This window comes from Legionella clemsonensis, assembly GCF_002240035.1.
GTDB classification, from domain to species: domain Bacteria; phylum Pseudomonadota; class Gammaproteobacteria; order Legionellales; family Legionellaceae; genus Tatlockia; species Tatlockia clemsonensis.
The window spans coordinates 3,225,707-3,243,208 of sequence record NZ_CP016397.1 but is presented as its reverse complement, the minus strand read 5'-3'; the positions used below and the strand labels follow the sequence as shown (position 1 = coordinate 3,243,208).

Genomic DNA, 17,502 nt, shown 5'->3' with positions numbered 1-17,502 from the left:
TTGAATTTATAAGTTAATGAATTAGCTTCATCAATAAGAGCATACTATCATGGACTTGTTTCGCAAAAAAGCAGTTAATGAGGTTTGTAATACAGATTCTCATCTGGCGCAATGCCTTTCGGCTCTGGATTTGGTTTTTTTGGGCGTAGGTGCAATTATTGGTGCTGGTATTTTTGTGATAACAGGAATTGTCGCGGCTACTCAAACTGGGCCTGCAATTATTTTTTCTTACATTCTTGCTGGTTCAGCATGTGCATTTGCAGCGCTTTCCTATGCGGAATTGGCTGCTGCGGTGGGGGGGTGCGGGAGTGCTTATGGTTATGCCTATGCAGGATTTGGCGAATGTATTGCCTGGATTGTCGGCTGGGATTTATTGCTGGAATATTCCATAGCAGTTTCGGCAGTTTCTGTAGGATGGAGTGGTTATTTTAATGATTTTTTGCGCTCTATTCACTTGCAATTGCCAGGCAGTTTATTGCATGGGCCGGCAAGCGGAGGATGGTTTAATTTGTCAGCCTTCGTAATTATTGTTGTACTTGGTTTACTGCTGTCCTGGGGAGTAAAATCAAGCTCTCGCTTTAATAATTTAATGGTATTGGTAAAGCTGGTTGTTATTTTTCTTTTTATTGTCATTGCAGCAACCGAAGTGAAAACTGAGAATTGGTCTCCTTTTATACCCTTTGGTTGGCAAGGTATTGTGGAGGGAGCGTCTCTTATCTTTTTTGCTTATATTGGGTTTGATGCCGTATCGACGGCCGCCGAAGAAGCCATTCATCCACAACGCGATTTACCCATTGGCATTATTGGTTCTTTACTTATTTGCACATTTTTATACATTGTGGTGTCCGGTTTATTGACGGGAATGACGCATTATTCCACGTTAAATGTTGCCTCACCGATTAGCCATGCTCTTTTGCTATTGGGCTATCGTGTGGCAGCTGCCCTTGTTGGTGTTGGCGCGATAGCAGGACTAACAACAGTAATGTTGGTGCTGTATTATGGCCTAACGCGGGTATTTCTGGCCATGGCACGCGATGGATTATTACCAGGATTTTTTGCCGTAACGAATAGGCACAGAAAAACTCCCGTTAGAATTGTTGTATTATGTGGCTTCATTATGTCATTAGCGGCAGCTTTGGTACCTATTGGCGATTTAGCCGAGTTGGTGAATGTGGGGACTTTGTTTGCTTTTATTATAGTTTGTTCAGGGGTAATATACTTACGTTATACTCATCCTGACTTACCTAGGCCTTTTAAAACCCCCTTAATGCCAGTTATTCCCGTTTTAGGAATCCTTAGTTGTGCCTATCTACTCATTAATTTACCGGTGGCAAGCCTGCTGCGATTTGCAATTTGGATGTTAATAGGGCTTATTCTGTATTGGTTTTATGGTCGCTCCCATAGTGCTCTTAACAAGGAGACGGAGCATAATTACCTGAGAGATACAATTGAACAAAGGGAAAAATAAAAAGCGCGCCAGTATAAGCGACCTGCTGCAGCAAGTCATTGAAAAGCACCAGCATGAGGCTTCACTAAGTTACGGAGAGCTGGTAAAAGCGTTTGGTGATCAAGCTTTTGGTTTAATAATTATTCTTTTTGCTTTACCCAGCGCATTGCCAATTTCCGTCATTCCAGGATTTTCTTTTATCTTTGGTTTACCAATTGTTCTCATCGCCATTCATATCATTATTGCCAGACGTACCTTGTGGTTACCGCAAAAACTGGCTAATCATCGTGTAGAGTTTGCAAAATTTGCAGAGGTTGTCAGTAAAACAACGTCTTATCTGAGGCATATGGAAAAATTGCTAAAGCCGCGCTGGTTATTTTTTACTCGTCCTGCTGTGGAGCGTTTGCATGGTGTAGTCATGTTACTGCTAAGCTTTTGTTTATTACTCCCTATCCCATTTAGTAATTTCATTTTTGCTTCCTTAATTATTTTGTTTGGTTTGGGGTTGGCTGAAAAGGATGGGGTAATTCTTGTCTGTGCCTATGTGGGCGCTGCTTTATATGGTTTTTTCCTCTTTAATATGACGGGAGAGATAATTGCTTATATTAGCCGATGGTTAACATAAGTCCTGCTGATACAATGGCAGCAGCGGGAATAGTAAATAGCCAAGAGAGAAAAATACGTCGCATGACTGGCCAATAAGTCCCTGATAATCCATTGATAAGTCCTACACCGGCGATAGAACCTGTGACGGTATGGGTAGTCGAGACGGGAATTCCATACTCCGTCGCTGTAAAAATCATGATGGCGGCTCCTGTTTCGGCAGCGCATCCGCGCAGCGTATTAAGTTTAGTTATTTTAGTTCCCATGGTATGTACAATACGCCAGCCTCCTGCCAAGGTTCCCAGGCTAATTACAAAATGACAGGAAATTACCACCCAGAATGGTACATAAAAGCTATCACCCAGCCAATTTGCTGAGAATAATAATACGGCAATGATACCCATTGTTTTTTGGGCATCATTACCGCCATGGGTTAAACTTAAAAGTGCAGAAGAAGCAAGTTGAAATCCTTTAAACAGCTTATTAAGAGCTTGCTCGCTATGATTTTTTAATAACCGAGTGAAAACAAAAGTGAGTAAAAGTCCCATGATTAATCCCACAGCCGGAGAAATGAAAATACCCGCAATGACTTTGGCAAAGCCTGCAAATTTTAAAGAAGATAAACCGCCTTTGGCTAAGGCTGCACCTGCAAGACCACCAATCAAGGCATGGGAGGAGCTTGATGGTAGCCCATAGTACCAGGTTACAATGTTCCAAAAAATGGCACCAATCAATGCCGAGAAAATGAGATAGGCATCAACAATGGCTGTATCAATTAAACCGCTGCCAATCGTTTTTGCCACCATTAAATTGAATACCAGAAATGCAATAAAATTAAAAAAAGCGGCCCAGAGTACCGCTTGACGAGGTGTTAAAACACCGGTAGTTACAATGGTGGCTATAGAGTTTGCTGCGTCATGAAAGCCATTAATAAAATCAAAGAGATAAGCTATCATAATAACGGCCAAGATGAACAAAGTGCCTGTGGTCATGCTAATCCTTGGTTTGTTCCCGTTAAATCACAAGACATACAATCATGTCATAACCCGCTAAACAGGTTGCTTAAGCCTCTTATTAGGACATAATACCTTAATCAGTGATAACCGGCATTACCCTTACCTGATGAATGCGAGAGGCCTGGACGCGTTCTATGGTGGCAAAAAAGTCATGAAATGCAATGGTTTCCCCCTGTTTGGGCGCTCTTCCTAATTTGTGGATAATTAAACCGGCAATGGTCGCCATTTCCTCTTCTTCTTCCGTCTCCAAAGTCAAATCTCGTTGTAGAGCCCTTTCGATGGTATATAATGGACAGTCTCCTTTGACGGTAATACTGCCATCATCATGAGTTATCCATTCATCCTGAGTTTTATGAAATTCATCTTTAATAACGCCAATCACCAAGTGGAGTAAATTATCCAGGGTTAAAAAACCCACAATTGCTCCACGACGACCGTAAACCAAAGCAAATGCGGCATACCTGCCTGAAATTGTCGCAGCAAAGCCAAAGCGGGTAGTCGATAGGAAATTTTGGGAACAGGTCTTGCTATCTCATTAAGTGAAAGCTCGGCATTGGACGTTGCTTTATGCAATAAAAGCTGCAAATCTTTAACATGCAATATACCGATAATTTGTTTTTTGATCTTGTCGTAAACAGGATAGCGGCTGTATCGATAATGATTTAATGTCTCAATCAGCTCATTACTATTGATAGGTGTTTCCAGTGTAACCATATCATCATAGGAGCGCATCACATCAATTGCGCGTAAATCGCCTAACTCAAGAGTATGGGCAAGAATACTGCTCTCTTGTTGAGAAAGTTCTCCATGGATTTCACTGGAACGCAAAATTAATTTTATCTCTTCACTGGAGTGAAATTGTTCGCCGGCATGTATAACGTCCAGCCCTAATTGTTTTAAAAGAAAATTAGAGCAGGTATTCAGCAGCCATATCACTGGATACATAAGCCAGTAGAAGAAATACAAAGGCGTTGCCGTCCAAAGAGAAATTTGTTCACTTTGGCGAATTGCTAATGATTTGGGCATTAGCTCCCCTACAACAATGTGTAAAAATGATAATAGAGAAAAGGCCACAATAAAGCTGATGAATTCGTTGAGAGTAGGATTAACCAAACCCAACCATTCAAATGCTGGTGATAGTAAGCGAGTAAAGGCTGGCTCTCCAATCCAACCTAATCCTAAAGAGGCTAAAGTAATTCCTAATTGACAAGCAGATAAATAAGCGTCCAGGTTCCTGTGCACTTTTGCCAGAAGGCTTCCACGCCAGGGGTATTCTTCCTGGATAAGTGCGACTCTTGTCTGTCGTAATTTAACCATACCAAATTCAGCGGCAACGAAAAAAGCATTCAGCAACACTAATGCAAATCCGGTGAGAATAAGTACTAGAGTTATCATGGCTAAAAACGATAGCTGGAAAAGGTCATGAGTTTGGAAACAGCGCTCATTATTTGCTTAATAAATTCAGGTAGTTCAACTGCTCCAGCGGCGATGGCAATATCTGCGTGATGCATTTCATCTTCATGCATTTGTTCTAAAATATGCCTGGTTTTATTATCTTGAGCAGGCAGTTTCCGTAAATGTTTTTGCAGATGCGTTGAAACTTGCTTTTCTGTTTCAGCGACAAAGCCAAGACTCACGCGATCGCCTGCAGCTCCTGCTACTATTCCCAGCATAAGAGAGCCAAAATACCACAGGGGGTTTAACAAACTTGGTTGGCTGTTCAATTCATCCAGGCGCTGCTCACACCAGGAAAGATGATCAATTTCTTCAGCGGCGGCCTTAGTCATTTGCGTTTTCACCTCAACAAGCTGTGCGGTTAAGGCTTGACCGCGATAAAGTGCCTGCGCACAAACTTCTCCTGAGTGGTTAACACGCATGAGGCCCGCTACGTGTTTTTTTTCAGCAGCATTTAATGATTTTTCAGAAATAGAGGCTGCTGGTGTGCGTCGTGTACTTGGACGTGTTTTCGGTGGCATTAAGGTACGTAAAGCCGCATCAATCTCATCGATAAGACTATCAAACAAGCTTAATCTACGCATGGAATTCTCAATCGTGTAAGTTGAATCTATGGTATCCTGAATACGTTTGGGATTAAAGCAGTACTACTCGATGGCTTTAAGCTGCTATGCTTTAAGAGGAGTTTAATAAGGAGTAAAGATGACGATTTTATCCAAAGAAGCGCTGGAAAAGATAAAAAAAGAGAAAGCAGAGCGCGATGAGGAACATCCTGAAGACATTGATGCACTGTTTCGTGAGCTGGATAAAAATAGGAAGGAGAAGAAAGAACAAAAGGAACAGTATAATCCTTTGGCAGATGGTGAATTTGATTCTTTCCCGCCAGAAAATGATTAATGTTTATTTCTACGAAATGACGATCAGGGAGATCTGGAGGCAGTGCTCTGTTGAGAGGCCTGAGCGGCAAGTAATTTTTTTACTTCTTCAATCAGCACACTTTTGCAGGTAACAGGCTCTTCCATAGAAATTACCGAGTCATCGAGTTCATCCAGGGGTTTAAGCGCTTCTGATGACTTCTTCTGTTGAGTTATAGCAATGATTGCGTCAACACTAATCGCTGAACTTAAAAGAGCAGAACGGATGGCCTTAGATCGGTGTATGGCATCAAAAAATTGTTCCGCATTATAGGTGTCCAGCTTAATAATGGTATGAATTTGCTCAAGGCTGAGCTTTTTCTCAGTCATCAAGGTGGTTAGGACATCAGAGTTGCCAAGCAGTTTAAATATTGCATGCAACTTTTCCAGACTCATCGTTTTATGGGTTTCCTGTCGTAGGATGTTAAGCAATGCTTCAGGATTTCCTTGAGCAAACACCTCTTGTACGGCTTTGGTTTGTAGTAAGGTGATAGCCCCTGTCTCAATGCCCGTTGCTTTTAAAAATTCCACTAAATTTTCTGGGGTTAAAGAATTGGCTCCAACCATTTTTATCAGTGTTTCATCTTTTTTAAAAAAATTAAGCACATAAAGAATGGCATTTAAATCAGCTAAATAACAGGTTTGTAATTTTTCTACAAGATTGGAGAGCTTAATTTCTGTTTCAATGGCATTATTGATCGACATTTCATTTCGCGCCACCAAACTTTGAAGCGTGGGTGATAAGATGTCTGTTATAAGGGCGTTGTCAAAGCAACAGGTTTCTATGCCGACTATTTTACCTTTGAATGTCACTCCACTTAAATCAGCACCATTAAAATTACAATGCGACAAGTCGCAATCCCTAAATACAGTCCCTTTTAAATTGGCACCCTTAAATTGTGAAGCACTTAAATCACAAAATTTGCTAAAAGAACCGTTTTCTATTTGCACATTGTCAAAATTACAGCGAGTTAAGCTTGAAAATGAGGCATGAAGTTCTATTAAATTTGCATTTCTAAAGTCTGATTCAACCAGTGTGGACGAAACAATTGAAAGAACAACCGTAGAATTAGACAATGCCACTTTCTCTTTAATACCTTGTAATGATAGTTTGATGATTTGATTATCCCTGGGAGCAAGGTTGCTAAAATCACGTCTCCCAAAAAGCGCTTCGCCATTGCATAAGGAGGTGCTAACGTAATCCACGTTGGGGAATAAAGTATTTTGATCTACTTCCAGTTGGGTGTCTTTTTTGATTAAGGTAAATCCTTGAGAGTGAGCAATGCGTAAAGGGGCTTTCCGCTCTTTTTGCAAACTATTATCACTGGATTTACCCAGATTAATATTCCAAATTTCTTCTGTATCGCGGGAGTAAAGATTTCTAAATAAACTGGGCATGCTAAAAGCAGACTTGCCGGAGCCTCGAAATGCCCGGTTAAGATGGGCAAGTTCGTGGTATAAGGATTGATAGCTAGGGGAGGCAAATAAAATAATTTTGCTGCTGTCAGGAGATTCAATGCCCGGAAATATATATAAAGCATCATCGGTTTCATTCACGGATAGCAATAAAATGCCCGAAGGTTTGACTTTAATATTATGTGGATGGCGGAATAATTTTTTGAACTCAGCAAAGTTTGCGAAGTTATTTTGCCATGAAAAATTTTCCACATGTTGTTGTGCTTCGGGAGAGGGTTTCATACTATTATCACTTTGCATTCCTATAGAATAGCCTTCAGCGATAATTGAAAATTTATTATTCGGATTGTTTTGTGAGACGTAATTCCTTACATGATCTACCGTTTTAGCAATCATTTTTGTTCCTGTCTCATAAAACATCAGTTGCAGGGCATCTGCCTTGGTTTTAATTTTTTGAGCGTCATTTAACTTCGGGCTGTTGTCTACAAGAGCCGCAAATGCTTCATAAGAGGGCTTCTTATTACTATCAGGAGAATAATTTTTCCAAAAAAGCTCTCTTTCAGGCTCAGATAATGCAAAATATTGCGTCGCTAATTGCACTTGTTTTTGGTTAAGTTGTTGTATTTCCTCATAACAGGAAGTCAGTGCTAATAAAAAAGAAGAAGACTGCTCCGCAAAGCTTTTGGAAAAATCATAACTTTCATTGAAAAGCTGATTAAATTTTTGATAAAGTTGCTTTTCTTCCTGCGAAATTTCTTTCGCCCTTTCCTCTAATTCTTTGCCAGAGAAGATCGAATCTATAGGGATCATGATTTTCTGGAATAAAAATAGTACAATTAGTATAGGACATGCCAACTAAAGTTTCTTGGCTATTTGGGGCCTTCGAGAAAATATCATCCTTCACTTTGTTTTTCGAGTTTCACCTTTTGTCCACATTAAGCGCTTTTTTTAAAGAAGCAGCCTGTCTTATTTTGTATTCGCGAAAATGACCACATGCTTTATATCCTAACTGTCGATAGAGCGGATAGCCTTCATTAGATGCCTGTAAAACAGCAATGTGATAACCAAGATCTTTTGCCCGCTTTAATCGATATTCTTGCATGGCTCTACCATAACCCTTTCTGCGTTCAGAGGGGGCTGTGGATAGCCAGTGTAGTCCTGCAACTTGTGCAAAATAGCAGGTTAAACCTCGTACCACAGGTTTTCCATCCACATAGCCGACATAATATTCAATGGGATCGTCATCGGTTAAGATTGAAGCAACCCACGAAAAATAGGTTTTGAAAGAGAATTCGTCATTAGTAAGTACTAATGCAAAGTCATGTAATGTTTTTTCATCGGTTGCGCAAATAATATTTAATTCTGGCATAGAAAAAATTTCACCATCCCAGGCATCTAAATCAAAATACATGGCGCGATTATTTTCTGTATTCTCATAACCCTTATTTTCTAAATAGAGGAATAAATCACTGGGTTTATCGTGAGGACTAATCCACCATGAAAATGGATTATTTTTCTGTGTAAAATAATCCGTTACTTCTGAAATTTTCTTATTAGCGTTTGATGAAGAAAAATCAGCATCTAGTGCATAATTAAACGTGTCATCTGTTAATCCTGAATTAACGAGAGTAAAGCCTGGTACCCTGACTAATTCCACTTGATTCAAATATTGAGCGAAATGAGTCCTATGGACATTTAAGTTGGCTTCCATTGCTTTAACTAGCTTTTCATAAGACCAATCTTTTGCCATACGGCCTGTGTTTTGCGGTGGATAATCTCTTTTTCTTTTTTTCCAGAGCTTTGCTTTAGCATCAATTTCTTGCACCAACTTGTCTTTCCCTGCGACATAAGAATAAATATCATCAGCAAAGTGAGTAGCCAACTGCATTTTAAGCTGTGCATAATCATGAGCTACATCAGGATGTTGAATCACATAATCTCTGAAGTTTACATGACGTTTGATTTGGGGACTGCCTCTTTCATGTAAATGCAAATGAAAACGAATTGCTTGATCTTGACGCTGTGTAAAAAAGCTCACGTGAGGAATAATTTGACGCCGAGCAGGATCATAACCTAATTGAGTTAGTTTTTCCGCTATAAAATGGATGTCATCTATATTATCAAGCCCCAACATTATATCAATGCAGGGCTTTGCTGGCATACCAGGAATACTGGTACTACCGATGTGATAAATTTCTTTAAGGCAGGGGCCTAGAGATTTTTGAATACGATTAGCTTCGTCTTTAAACAGATTTGGCCAAAGCCTGTCGTAAGCAACGACTTCTATTTTGTATGGATTGGTGGTTTTCATTTGGTCAGATTCCCTTAGATTCTGTTGACATTGCATTTTTGCTTCGCAAAATAAACCGTCAAAAGACTCTAATTTTTGCACATGCTTTGACAAATAAGAAATTAGAATATAGCATACTTTGGTTTTTAGATGGCGCGGGGTGTCGGGAAACCGACTGAGAATTACCCGTCGAACTTGATCTGAGTCATATCAGCGTAAGGACGCCTTCAATACATCCATGTTCTATTATTTTATGGAACAGGATCCCTTTTGCCATCTCCGGAATTCATTCACATTCCTATAGGAGTTATGGCTATGTCTTCTCATTTATCTACCAGAACCACTTTATTACTGAATTGGTATGCTAATCCCTACCACACACCAATTTTTGTGGCTGAACAACTTGGTTTCTATTCCCAGGAAAATATTAAACTTGCTATTTTAGAACCAGCCGACCCAAGTGATGTTACGGAGCTTGTTGGATTAGGAACCGTAGATTTTGGTGTAAAAGCAATGATTCATACGGTTGCAGCGAAAGCTAAGGGTTATCCTGTTACATCCATTGGCACCTTGCTTGATGAGCCACCAACAGGATTGATTGCATTGAAATCAAGTGGAATTAATTCCTTTCATGATATTGTTGGGAAGCGAGTTGGCTACATCGGCGAGTTTGGTAAGAAAATTATTGATGATCTGGCGCAGCTTGCTGGGATTGATCCTACAAGTTACCAAGCAATCCGAATTGGAATGAATGTAACGGATGCGATTTGTCGGGATGTTATTGACACAGGCATTGGATTTATTAATTTCCAACGTATTGAATTGGAACAACGAAAAGGTGAAACCGTATTTTTGCGCCTTGATCAGTTAGCAGGACTTGGCTGTTGTTGCTTCTGCTCAATTCAATTTATTGTTCCGGAACAAACCTTACAACAGCCAGAATTAGTGCAAGGATTTCTTAAAGCAACCCAACGAGGAGCAGCGTTTACCACGGAACAACCCGAAGAAGCCTATGAATTAATGTGTCAAGCCAAACCGCAATTACGCACCCCCATGTATCAAAAGATTTTTACCCATACTTTACCTTTTTTCTCACGCTCATTACACAATATAGAAAGAGATTGGAATAAAGTAGGGCGTTATACCCAGCATTTGAATATCATTAATAAAAATTTTGATATCTCCCGATGTTATACCAATGAATTTTTACCTAAAGTCCCTTATTCCGATTTAAAACCCATTGCTTGTTGTCTTGAAGAATAATGATGCAAGCAGGGATTGTGGGAATGGGTATCATGGGGCGTTTGCTCGCGCTTGCATTACACAACGCAGGCTGGAAAGTGACGCTCTTTGATCAAGCAGGTACTTCAAATTGCAGTTTGGCTGCAGCAGGATTGTTAACGCCTTTTTCTGAATTAGATAGAGCAACGGCGCTGATTTCTTCTCTTGGCCAGGAGTCTATTAGCATGAATTGGCCACGTATTATTGAGCAGTTGCCAGAATCAATTTATTTTCAGCGCTCAGGAACTATTGTGTTATGTCATCCTCGAGATCAAGCAGAATGGCAGATGTTTAGTCAACGCATTGCAAATCAATCAACTCAGCAGGCACTATTTAAGCAACTAACCCAGTTGGATTTAAATCAATTAGAACCAGAGATAACTCAATTTGAAAAAGCCTATTATTTTTCTAATGAAGCGCATATTGATTGCCAGGCATTAATGTCTGCTCTTCAAAAATATTTTAATATTAACCGCTTAACATGTTATGTAAATACAAAAATTACCTCCATTGCGCCACAATTAATTACTACAAAAACCAGTACCCATCCTTTTGACATGGTTTTTGATTGTCGAGGATTAGGTGCTTATTCTACGTTTAGTAATCTACGTGCCCTGAGAGGGGAATTACTTTGGTTGCATGCGCCAGAAGTACAATTAAAACGGCCCATTCGTTTTTTACATCCTCGCTATAGCCTTTACATAGTTCCTCGCCCAGGGAATATTTATCTTGTTGGGGCCAGTGAAATTGAAGCCCATGATTATAGTCCAATCTCAGTTCGCACCACATTGGAGTTATTAACAGCAGCCTATTATGTACATGCAGGTTTTTCAGAGGCGCGTATTATTAAAACAGTAACGCATTGCCGTCCTACTTTATCGAACCATTTACCCTGCATTAAATTTACTGAAGGGCTTATTGCAGTTAATGGCCTTTATCGTCATGGATATCTAATCGCGCCCGCATTAGTTGAGGAAATTCTAAGACGTCTTCACAGCCATCATCGCTTTATTCGGTATCCAGAAATTTGGGAGTGTTACAGATGATCAATATCTACCTTAATAATAAGAAATATCAGATAAAATCTGAGCTATCCTTGCAGGAGTTTTTGTTAGCTCATAATTACACTGAATTACATTTTGCCATTGCGATAAATAATCAATTTATACCTCGCCCCTCTTACGGCACTACTTTGCTGCGTGAAAGCGATAGGATAGATATTATTGTTCCAATGCAAGGAGGCTAATGATGTGGAATTTAGCCGGAAAAAGTATAAAAAATCGCTTGCTGCTTGGGACTGCATGTTATCCATCTTTAGATACCATGGAGCAAGCGATTAAAGTTTCTGAGACGGAAGTCCTTACCCTGTCAATAAAGCGTCAAGGGCCAAATGGTTTAGATGGAGAATTTTTTTGGTCGACTGTTAAAAGATTAGGTTGTCACCTTCTACCAAATACAGCTGGATGTCATGATGCAAAAACTGCCATTAATACGGCACTGTTATCAAGAGAATTGTTTGAGACGTCATGGATTAAGTTAGAAGTGATTGGCGATGACTATTTATTACAACCTGAACCTTTTGAATTAGTCCAGGCAGCCAAGCGATTAATTAATGAAGGGTTTGAGGTTTTTCCTTATTGCACAGATGACTTGGTCATCTGTCAAAAATTAGTGGATGTGGGTTGTAAAATATTAATGCCATGGGGAGCTCCCATTGGCTCAGGTAAAGGATTAGTTAATCCCTTTGCTTTAGAGACTTTGCGTCATCGCTTTCCAGAGACAACGTTAATTGTTGATGCAGGCATCGGCAAACCCTCGCATGCAGTGCAAGTAATGGAATTAGGATTTGACGGTGTATTATTGAACACGGCTGTTGCCCAGGCTGTTAATCCCATCATTATGGCTCAAGCTTTCCGAAATGCAATTGTTGCAGGACATCAGGCTTTTGAGGCCGGAATGATGCATGCAAGAGATATAGCACACCCAAGTACTGCTTTAATTGATACTCCTTTTTGGCATCAATCGGTGCATTTATCATGAAAAAACCCATCGCTTGGTCCATTGCTGGCGTTGATCCTACCGGACTTGCAGGATCTCATGTTGATGTAGAAATTTTTAAACATTTTAATGTGGAGTCATGTGCCATTATTGCGGCAGTTACAGCACAAAATACCTCTGGTGTCACCGCAATAGCACCATTATCAGCTGATCATATCGCTGCTCAATGTAATGCTTTATGGCAAGAATTTAAGCCAAATGTCATTAAAATGGGCATGCTGGGGATGATTAAAACGCATGAGAAAATCCTTCAATTTTTAGAAAATTATTCGGGGTTATCAGTCCTCGATCCTGTACTTAGTTCTTCTACAGGAAATTCATTAATTTTAGAAAATGAGAAACAATATATAAACAGCTTAATCCGTTTATTTCCTTATGTAGACGTTGTAACCCCCAATCGCATCGAAGCCGAAAAAATCCTGGGTCGACAACTTGGATCTTATGAAGAGATTCAAGAAGCAGCGCATGCTTTATTGGCTCTTGGTGCTAAAAATATTCTACTAAAAGGTGGTCATGTTAAAGATAGTTTGTTGAGCCAGGATTATTGGACGAATGGTCAAGAATCATTTTGGCTGGCAAACAAACGCTTGCCTAATAAAAATTATCGTGGCACAGGATGTACCCTTTCTTCTGCGATTGCAGCTTGTTTGGCTCTAGGTTATTCAATAAAAGATGCACTTGTTATTGCAAAAATGTATGTACATCGTGGAATTCGTAATTCCATTGAAGTTGTGAAGGGCACAGCAAGAGTATTTCATGATGCCTGGCCTGAAAATCAAATTGATCTTCCCTATCTTTCTCCCAATCCTTTGAAGCAAGAGCCTCCCTCTTTTAAAACCTGCCACACAGAATTATATCCAGTCGTTGACAGAAGCCATTGGCTAGAAAAGCTATTGCCCTTAGGTATTAAGACGATTCAGTTAAGAATAAAAGACTTGCAAGGAAAGCAACTGGCAGAGGAAGTTAAACGCAGTGTACGTTTAGCAAAAAAATATAGTGCTACATTATTTATTAATGATTATTGGGAGCTAGCCATTCAGTACGGGGCTGAAGGAGTTCATTTGGGGCAAGAAGATTTACTTGGAGCTGATATTACCAAAATTCGTCAAGCAGGATTGTACTTAGGCATAAGTACCCATTGCTATTATGAAGTGGCAACTGCACATACGTTCAATCCTAGCTATATTGCGTGTGGTCCAATTTATTCCACCACAAGCAAAGTCATGTCCTTTAAACCACAAGGTATTGAACAACTCCAACGTTGGCGTAGAACACTCCAATATCCTTTGGTAGCTATTGGAGGAATCAGTTTAGAACGACTCCCTAACGTTTTAAAAACCAACGTTCAAGGCATCTCGTTGATTTCAGCCATTACCAAAGCCGCTGACCCTGACAGGGTAACGAAACAATTGTTAAAAACAATAAGAGAACAGGCCTATGGCGAATAACTCACTTTCTTCTGAAGAATTGCTTCGGTATTCAAGACAAATTCATTTGCAGGAAATAAGGCTATCTGGACAGGAAAGACTAAAAAAGGCTCGTGTATTATGTGTTGGAGCAGGTGGATTGGGATCATCTTTATTGCTTTACCTGACTGCAGCCGGAATTGGCAGACTCGGTTTAGTGGATTCTGATACCGTTGAATTAAGTAACTTACAAAGACAAGTACTTTATCGGCAATCGCAAATCTCTGATTCAAAAGCGGCATCAGCTTCTGCACAAATTTTGGCATTAAATTCAACTGTTCAGGTGGATACTTATTGTGAAAAACTTACAGAAGATAGTGTAGAAAGATTTGTCAGTGAGTATGATATTGTTGCGGATTGTTCAGATAATTTTTACACAAATTATTTACTTCATGATGTTTGTTTTTCACAAAGAAAACCTTATGTGTATGCAAGTGTTTCGCAGTTCCAAGGCTATTGCTCTTTGTTTCATCGCAAACAAGGTTCTTGCCTGCGCTGCTTATTCCCTACGCCTCCGGATCCTAAAATTATCCCTCCCTGTAATGAAGGCGGTATATTAGGTGTCGTGCCGGGAATAATGGGTATTATTCAAGCAACAGAAGTCATTAAGTGGCTATTGGGCATAGGTCATTTACTGGAAAACAGATTATTGGTTGCCGATTTATTAAAGATGACTTTCAGGGAAATTCAGCTCTCTCAAAATCCGGACTGCCAATTGTGCGGACATAATCAACCCCTACAAAATCTTCACTATCCGTCAAAGCCTGCTCATTGGTTGAGTTTGGCTAATTATTCTATAACCTCAAAGGATATGCATAGGCTTCTAAAAAAACAGTGGGTTACTTTGGTTGATGTGCGTTCAACAGAAGAACACGAGGCTCACAATATAGGCGGAGAATTGCTACCTTTAACTGAATTACCTGAACGGCTCACCGAATTAAATCCAAACCACCTTATTATTTTATATTGCTATTCCGGCGAAAGAAGTATTCAGGCATTGAATATATTACTCGAAGCAGGCTTTTCTTCGGTTAAATATCTAATGGGTGGTATAAGTGGTATTTAAAGTTATAGGGGGTGGCCTGTTATTTTCAAACGCATTTTTATTGTAATGTAGTATTATTTGCTGCTCTTAGCGGGTAGAGTCAAGAATAGACATAAAACCCGCGCAGTTTGAGCTTGTCGCTCGCACTCAACAGAATGCTTGACGGGTTATGGTGTGCCGGTGATGTTTCTATTCAATGAAAAATTCAGGTAACTAACTACTTAACGCCGATATAAATAGCTACTTCATCACTATTTTTATACTCTTCAAAGTCAGTCATAAAACAACGTTGATAGGGAGTTTCTACGGTAAAATAATCCCAGACGCGTTTCCATGTTTCAATGACTGTTTGGGGTATCGGGCCTTTACCCTGGAATACAAGATAATTGCCTGAATTGATTTTAACAGCACTTAATTCAACACTTTGATTGTTATTGAGTGTGCCTACAGTAACGTCGTAAGAACCATTTGCATCAGATTCATAGCCTGAATACACCGCAAAAATAGTATTAGGGGTGGGGTTGCTGGAATAGAATTGTTGCCACAGATTAGGTATTTTTGCGGTTTCTGGGTTGAACTCATCGCTGTTTTTAGTTCTTACCGTGAAGCCTGTTACTGTAAAGCCATCAATAGGTTTCAATGCGGGTTGTATAGCTGACATTTAGATTTCTCCTATTAATCGTTAATGGGACTCTTTAATAATCAGTCGCATATCCTGATCATTAATGGCAAACTTGCATGAAGCCTGATAATCGACCTTTTTGGACATGTTCTGTTGAGGTAATCACGATCAAATTTGACATTATGCTTTTTTGAGTGAGACAACCCGCAGTCGATTGCCATCTGGATCTAGTGCAAGAAAAGTATAACCAAAAGGTACAAGAGTTGGTGACTGAGCCATGCTTATTTCCTTTCTTTGCCATTCTACAAATAGTTCATCAACCCCCCTGTTATTATCAAGTGTGAACGCTAATTCACCACTGCCATTTTCATGAGCGGGCGGCTCAACCGAATGTTTTGCTTTTAAACCTAAACCCATTCCATTTGCTAACTTGAAAGAATGAAATGTGGGAGAAGCTTCTTCTGGTTTTATTCCAAGTAAATCCTGATAAAATGCACTGCTTGTTAAAAGATTATCAACATAAAGTACAATAGCACTTGGTTCGAGCATCATGTTTTTCCCTTTTAAAATCATTGTAAGTTCCAATGTAGTTTACTGGCATAGAGTGACAGTTTATGTCAGTAGTGAAAAGACTTATTACTCAGGAATATTCATTTCACGCCATTTTTTTAGAAGGGGTTGGCGAGGCTTCGGATAACGTGTCTCTAGCTGCGTTAAATGGACAATTCTATCTGTACGAAAATGACGAAAGCTTCCCCGTAACTCACACCAGCCGACAATAATATGAACTTCTTCAAAAAAACCAAGTGCCAGTGGCCAAATAACCCGTTGGGACTCATCTCCTTTAACATCAACATAAGTCATTTGAAGCTTATACTCTTTACGAATAGCAAGGCGTATTAAGGCTTCTTTTTCGTCATCATTTTCTATAGTAGTTTTTACAGGACCAATAAGTAACCCTGAAAAATCAAGATGTTGGCGAAGATCTTCAGGAAGGACAGCAGATATTTTAGCCAAGACATTCGTTGCAGCAAGCCTTAGTTTCTTATCGGTTCTACGTGCTACCCAGCGTGAACCGAGCACCAATGCCTCAATTTCTTCCTCAGAAAACATTAAAGGGGGCAGCATAAAACCAGGACGTAACATGTAGCCAAGCCCAGGCTCGCCTTCTATTGATGCGCCTTGCCCTTGTAAAGTGACTATGTCTCGATACACTGTACGAAGGCTGACATTAAGTTCTTCGGCTAATTGTTTTCCACTAACCGGATAGCGATGACGCCGCAGTATTTGGATGAGATCAAAAAGACGTTGGGTTCTGGACACAGTATAAATTTAAAATTAATGCTGACATATTTTGACAGCATTAACTTAAAATTTCTATTAAGTCACTACATTTTGTGGGAATGTAGTGGTAAAAATATTAAAGCTTAATTACACCGCCATTATATTCTTTGCTTCGAGACCTTTGGCACCTTGAGCTACAACAAATTGTACTCTTTGACCCTCTGACAAACTTTTAAAGCCAGAACCTATAATTTCTTTAAAGTGAGCAAATACATCTGGACCAGACTCTTGCTCAATAAAACCAAAACCTTTTGATTCGTTAAACCATTTGACAATCCCATTTACTGTTTTAGACATTTCAATATACCTTTATTTTATTAATACCTGTGATAGGCGAAATTAGCCGGAAATAGGTCAGGAATTAAACTACAGTACGAGGGATTAAATTAATAAAACGACGATTTGAAGAGTATAAAAAAAGACATTTTCTAGCTAAGAGAATATTACCTTATTTGGTTCATATAAGCCACCTTTTTTACACGATTTTAAAAAGCTCCAAATTTTTAGCTTAGTAATAACTCCTTTACATTTCCATTAATTGGAAA

The 17,502-nt window shown here is 39.6% G+C and carries 19 protein-coding genes and 1 riboswitch; of the genes, 9 read left to right on the top strand and 10 right to left on the bottom strand.

Annotation, left to right across the window (positions count from 1 at the left end):
• Nucleotides 1-49 precede the first annotated feature (49 nt).
• Together clem_RS14525 and clem_RS14520 are read left to right on the top strand one after the other, a co-directional pair.
• Nucleotides 50-1,468: an amino acid permease gene (locus clem_RS14525; RefSeq protein ID WP_094092195.1), complete on the top strand. Its 1,419-nt coding sequence runs from the start codon at nt 50-52 to the stop codon at nt 1,466-1,468.
• Complete coding sequence (locus clem_RS14520; protein ID WP_094092194.1) at nt 1,449-2,072, top strand: exopolysaccharide biosynthesis protein; 624 nt, start codon at nt 1,449-1,451, stop codon at nt 2,070-2,072. Before clem_RS14525 ends, clem_RS14520 begins: the two co-directional genes overlap by 20 nt.
• Here clem_RS14520 and clem_RS14515 read toward each other — a convergent pair.
• The 4 genes from clem_RS14515 to coq7 all read right to left on the bottom strand — a co-directional run bounded on the left by clem_RS14515 (nt 2,053) and on the right by coq7 (nt 5,105).
• Nucleotides 2,053-3,042, bottom strand: coding sequence for an inorganic phosphate transporter (locus clem_RS14515; RefSeq protein ID WP_094092193.1), 990 nt, complete (start codon nt 3,040-3,042; stop codon nt 2,053-2,055). The two genes, clem_RS14520 and clem_RS14515, sit on opposite strands and share 20 nt — an antisense overlap.
• A gap of 97 nt (nt 3,043-3,139) precedes the next feature.
• Nucleotides 3,140-3,484 carry a transporter associated domain-containing protein gene (locus clem_RS15260; protein ID WP_232505511.1) on the bottom strand — a complete coding sequence of 115 codons (345 nt, stop codon included), beginning with the start codon at nt 3,482-3,484 and terminating at the stop codon, nt 3,140-3,142.
• Nucleotides 3,472-4,461, bottom strand: coding sequence for a hemolysin family protein (locus clem_RS14510; protein WP_232505510.1), 990 nt, complete (start codon nt 4,459-4,461; stop codon nt 3,472-3,474). The genes clem_RS15260 and clem_RS14510 overlap by 13 nt, the downstream gene beginning before the upstream one ends.
• 2 nt (nt 4,462-4,463) lie before the next feature.
• Nucleotides 4,464-5,105 (bottom strand): 2-polyprenyl-3-methyl-6-methoxy-1,4-benzoquinone monooxygenase, encoded by a 642-nt coding sequence (coq7, locus tag clem_RS14505; protein WP_094092192.1) that lies wholly within the window; start codon nt 5,103-5,105, stop codon nt 4,464-4,466.
• 118 nt (nt 5,106-5,223) lie between these two features.
• Here coq7 and clem_RS14500 point away from each other — a divergent pair, with 118 nt between their 5' ends.
• Nucleotides 5,224-5,418, top strand: coding sequence for a hypothetical protein (locus clem_RS14500; RefSeq protein WP_094092191.1), 195 nt, complete (start codon nt 5,224-5,226; stop codon nt 5,416-5,418).
• Nucleotides 5,419-5,441: 23 nt separating this feature from the next.
• Here the strand turns inward: clem_RS14500 and clem_RS14495 are convergent, their stop codons facing one another.
• Both clem_RS14495 and clem_RS14490 read right to left on the bottom strand, forming a co-directional pair.
• On the bottom strand, nt 5,442-7,661 hold the full coding sequence (locus clem_RS14495) for a pentapeptide repeat-containing protein (protein WP_094092190.1): 2,220 nt from the start codon (nt 7,659-7,661) through the stop codon (nt 5,442-5,444).
• A gap of 109 nt (nt 7,662-7,770) precedes the next feature.
• Entirely contained in the window at nt 7,771-9,243 is a 1,473-nt protein-coding gene (locus tag clem_RS14490) for a bifunctional GrpB family protein/GNAT family N-acetyltransferase (RefSeq protein ID WP_232505509.1), read from the bottom strand.
• A gap of 44 nt (nt 9,244-9,287) precedes the next feature.
• Nucleotides 9,288-9,380: riboswitch (TPP riboswitch) on the top strand.
• 70 nt (nt 9,381-9,450) lie between these two features.
• Between clem_RS14490 and clem_RS14485 the strand changes: the two genes are divergently transcribed.
• Genes clem_RS14485 through moeB form a run of 6 tightly spaced genes read left to right on the top strand, consistent with a single transcriptional unit; the run spans nt 9,451 to nt 15,012 of the window.
• Nucleotides 9,451-10,404, top strand: coding sequence for an ABC transporter substrate-binding protein (locus clem_RS14485; RefSeq protein WP_094092189.1), 954 nt, complete (start codon nt 9,451-9,453; stop codon nt 10,402-10,404).
• A gap of 2 nt (nt 10,405-10,406) precedes the next feature.
• Nucleotides 10,407-11,468: an FAD-dependent oxidoreductase gene (locus clem_RS14480; protein WP_094092188.1), complete on the top strand. Its 1,062-nt coding sequence runs from the start codon at nt 10,407-10,409 to the stop codon at nt 11,466-11,468.
• A complete protein-coding gene (thiS, locus tag clem_RS14475) occupies nt 11,465-11,668 on the top strand; it encodes a sulfur carrier protein ThiS (RefSeq protein WP_198333142.1) in 204 nt (67 codons plus the stop codon). The genes clem_RS14480 and thiS overlap by 4 nt, the downstream gene beginning before the upstream one ends.
• A 2-nt stretch (nt 11,669-11,670) precedes the next feature.
• The gene (locus tag clem_RS14470; protein WP_198333282.1) at nt 11,671-12,462 is read left to right on the top strand and encodes a thiazole synthase; all 792 of its coding nucleotides are present in this window, start codon (nt 11,671-11,673) and stop codon (nt 12,460-12,462) included.
• Entirely contained in the window at nt 12,459-13,928 is a 1,470-nt protein-coding gene (gene thiE / locus clem_RS14465; protein WP_094092186.1) for a thiamine phosphate synthase, read from the top strand. The genes clem_RS14470 and thiE overlap by 4 nt, the downstream gene beginning before the upstream one ends.
• Nucleotides 13,918-15,012 carry a molybdopterin-synthase adenylyltransferase MoeB gene (moeB, locus tag clem_RS14460; RefSeq protein WP_094092185.1) on the top strand — a complete coding sequence of 365 codons (1,095 nt, stop codon included), beginning with the start codon at nt 13,918-13,920 and terminating at the stop codon, nt 15,010-15,012. Before thiE ends, moeB begins: the two co-directional genes overlap by 11 nt.
• A gap of 196 nt (nt 15,013-15,208) precedes the next feature.
• Here moeB and clem_RS14455 read toward each other — a convergent pair whose 3' ends face one another.
• The 4 genes from clem_RS14455 to clem_RS14440 form a co-directional block, all read right to left on the bottom strand.
• Nucleotides 15,209-15,652: a GyrI-like domain-containing protein gene (locus clem_RS14455; RefSeq protein ID WP_198333141.1), complete on the bottom strand. Its 444-nt coding sequence runs from the start codon at nt 15,650-15,652 to the stop codon at nt 15,209-15,211.
• Between the two features lie 141 nt (nt 15,653-15,793).
• A complete protein-coding gene (locus tag clem_RS14450) occupies nt 15,794-16,165 on the bottom strand; it encodes a VOC family protein (RefSeq protein ID WP_094092377.1) in 372 nt (123 codons plus the stop codon).
• 84 nt (nt 16,166-16,249) lie between these two features.
• A complete protein-coding gene (locus tag clem_RS14445) occupies nt 16,250-16,936 on the bottom strand; it encodes a helix-turn-helix transcriptional regulator (RefSeq protein WP_094092184.1) in 687 nt (228 codons plus the stop codon).
• A 108-nt stretch (nt 16,937-17,044) separates the two neighbouring features.
• On the bottom strand, nt 17,045-17,254 hold the full coding sequence (locus clem_RS14440; protein ID WP_094092183.1) for a cold-shock protein: 210 nt from the start codon (nt 17,252-17,254) through the stop codon (nt 17,045-17,047).
• Nucleotides 17,255-17,502 lie beyond the last annotated feature (248 nt).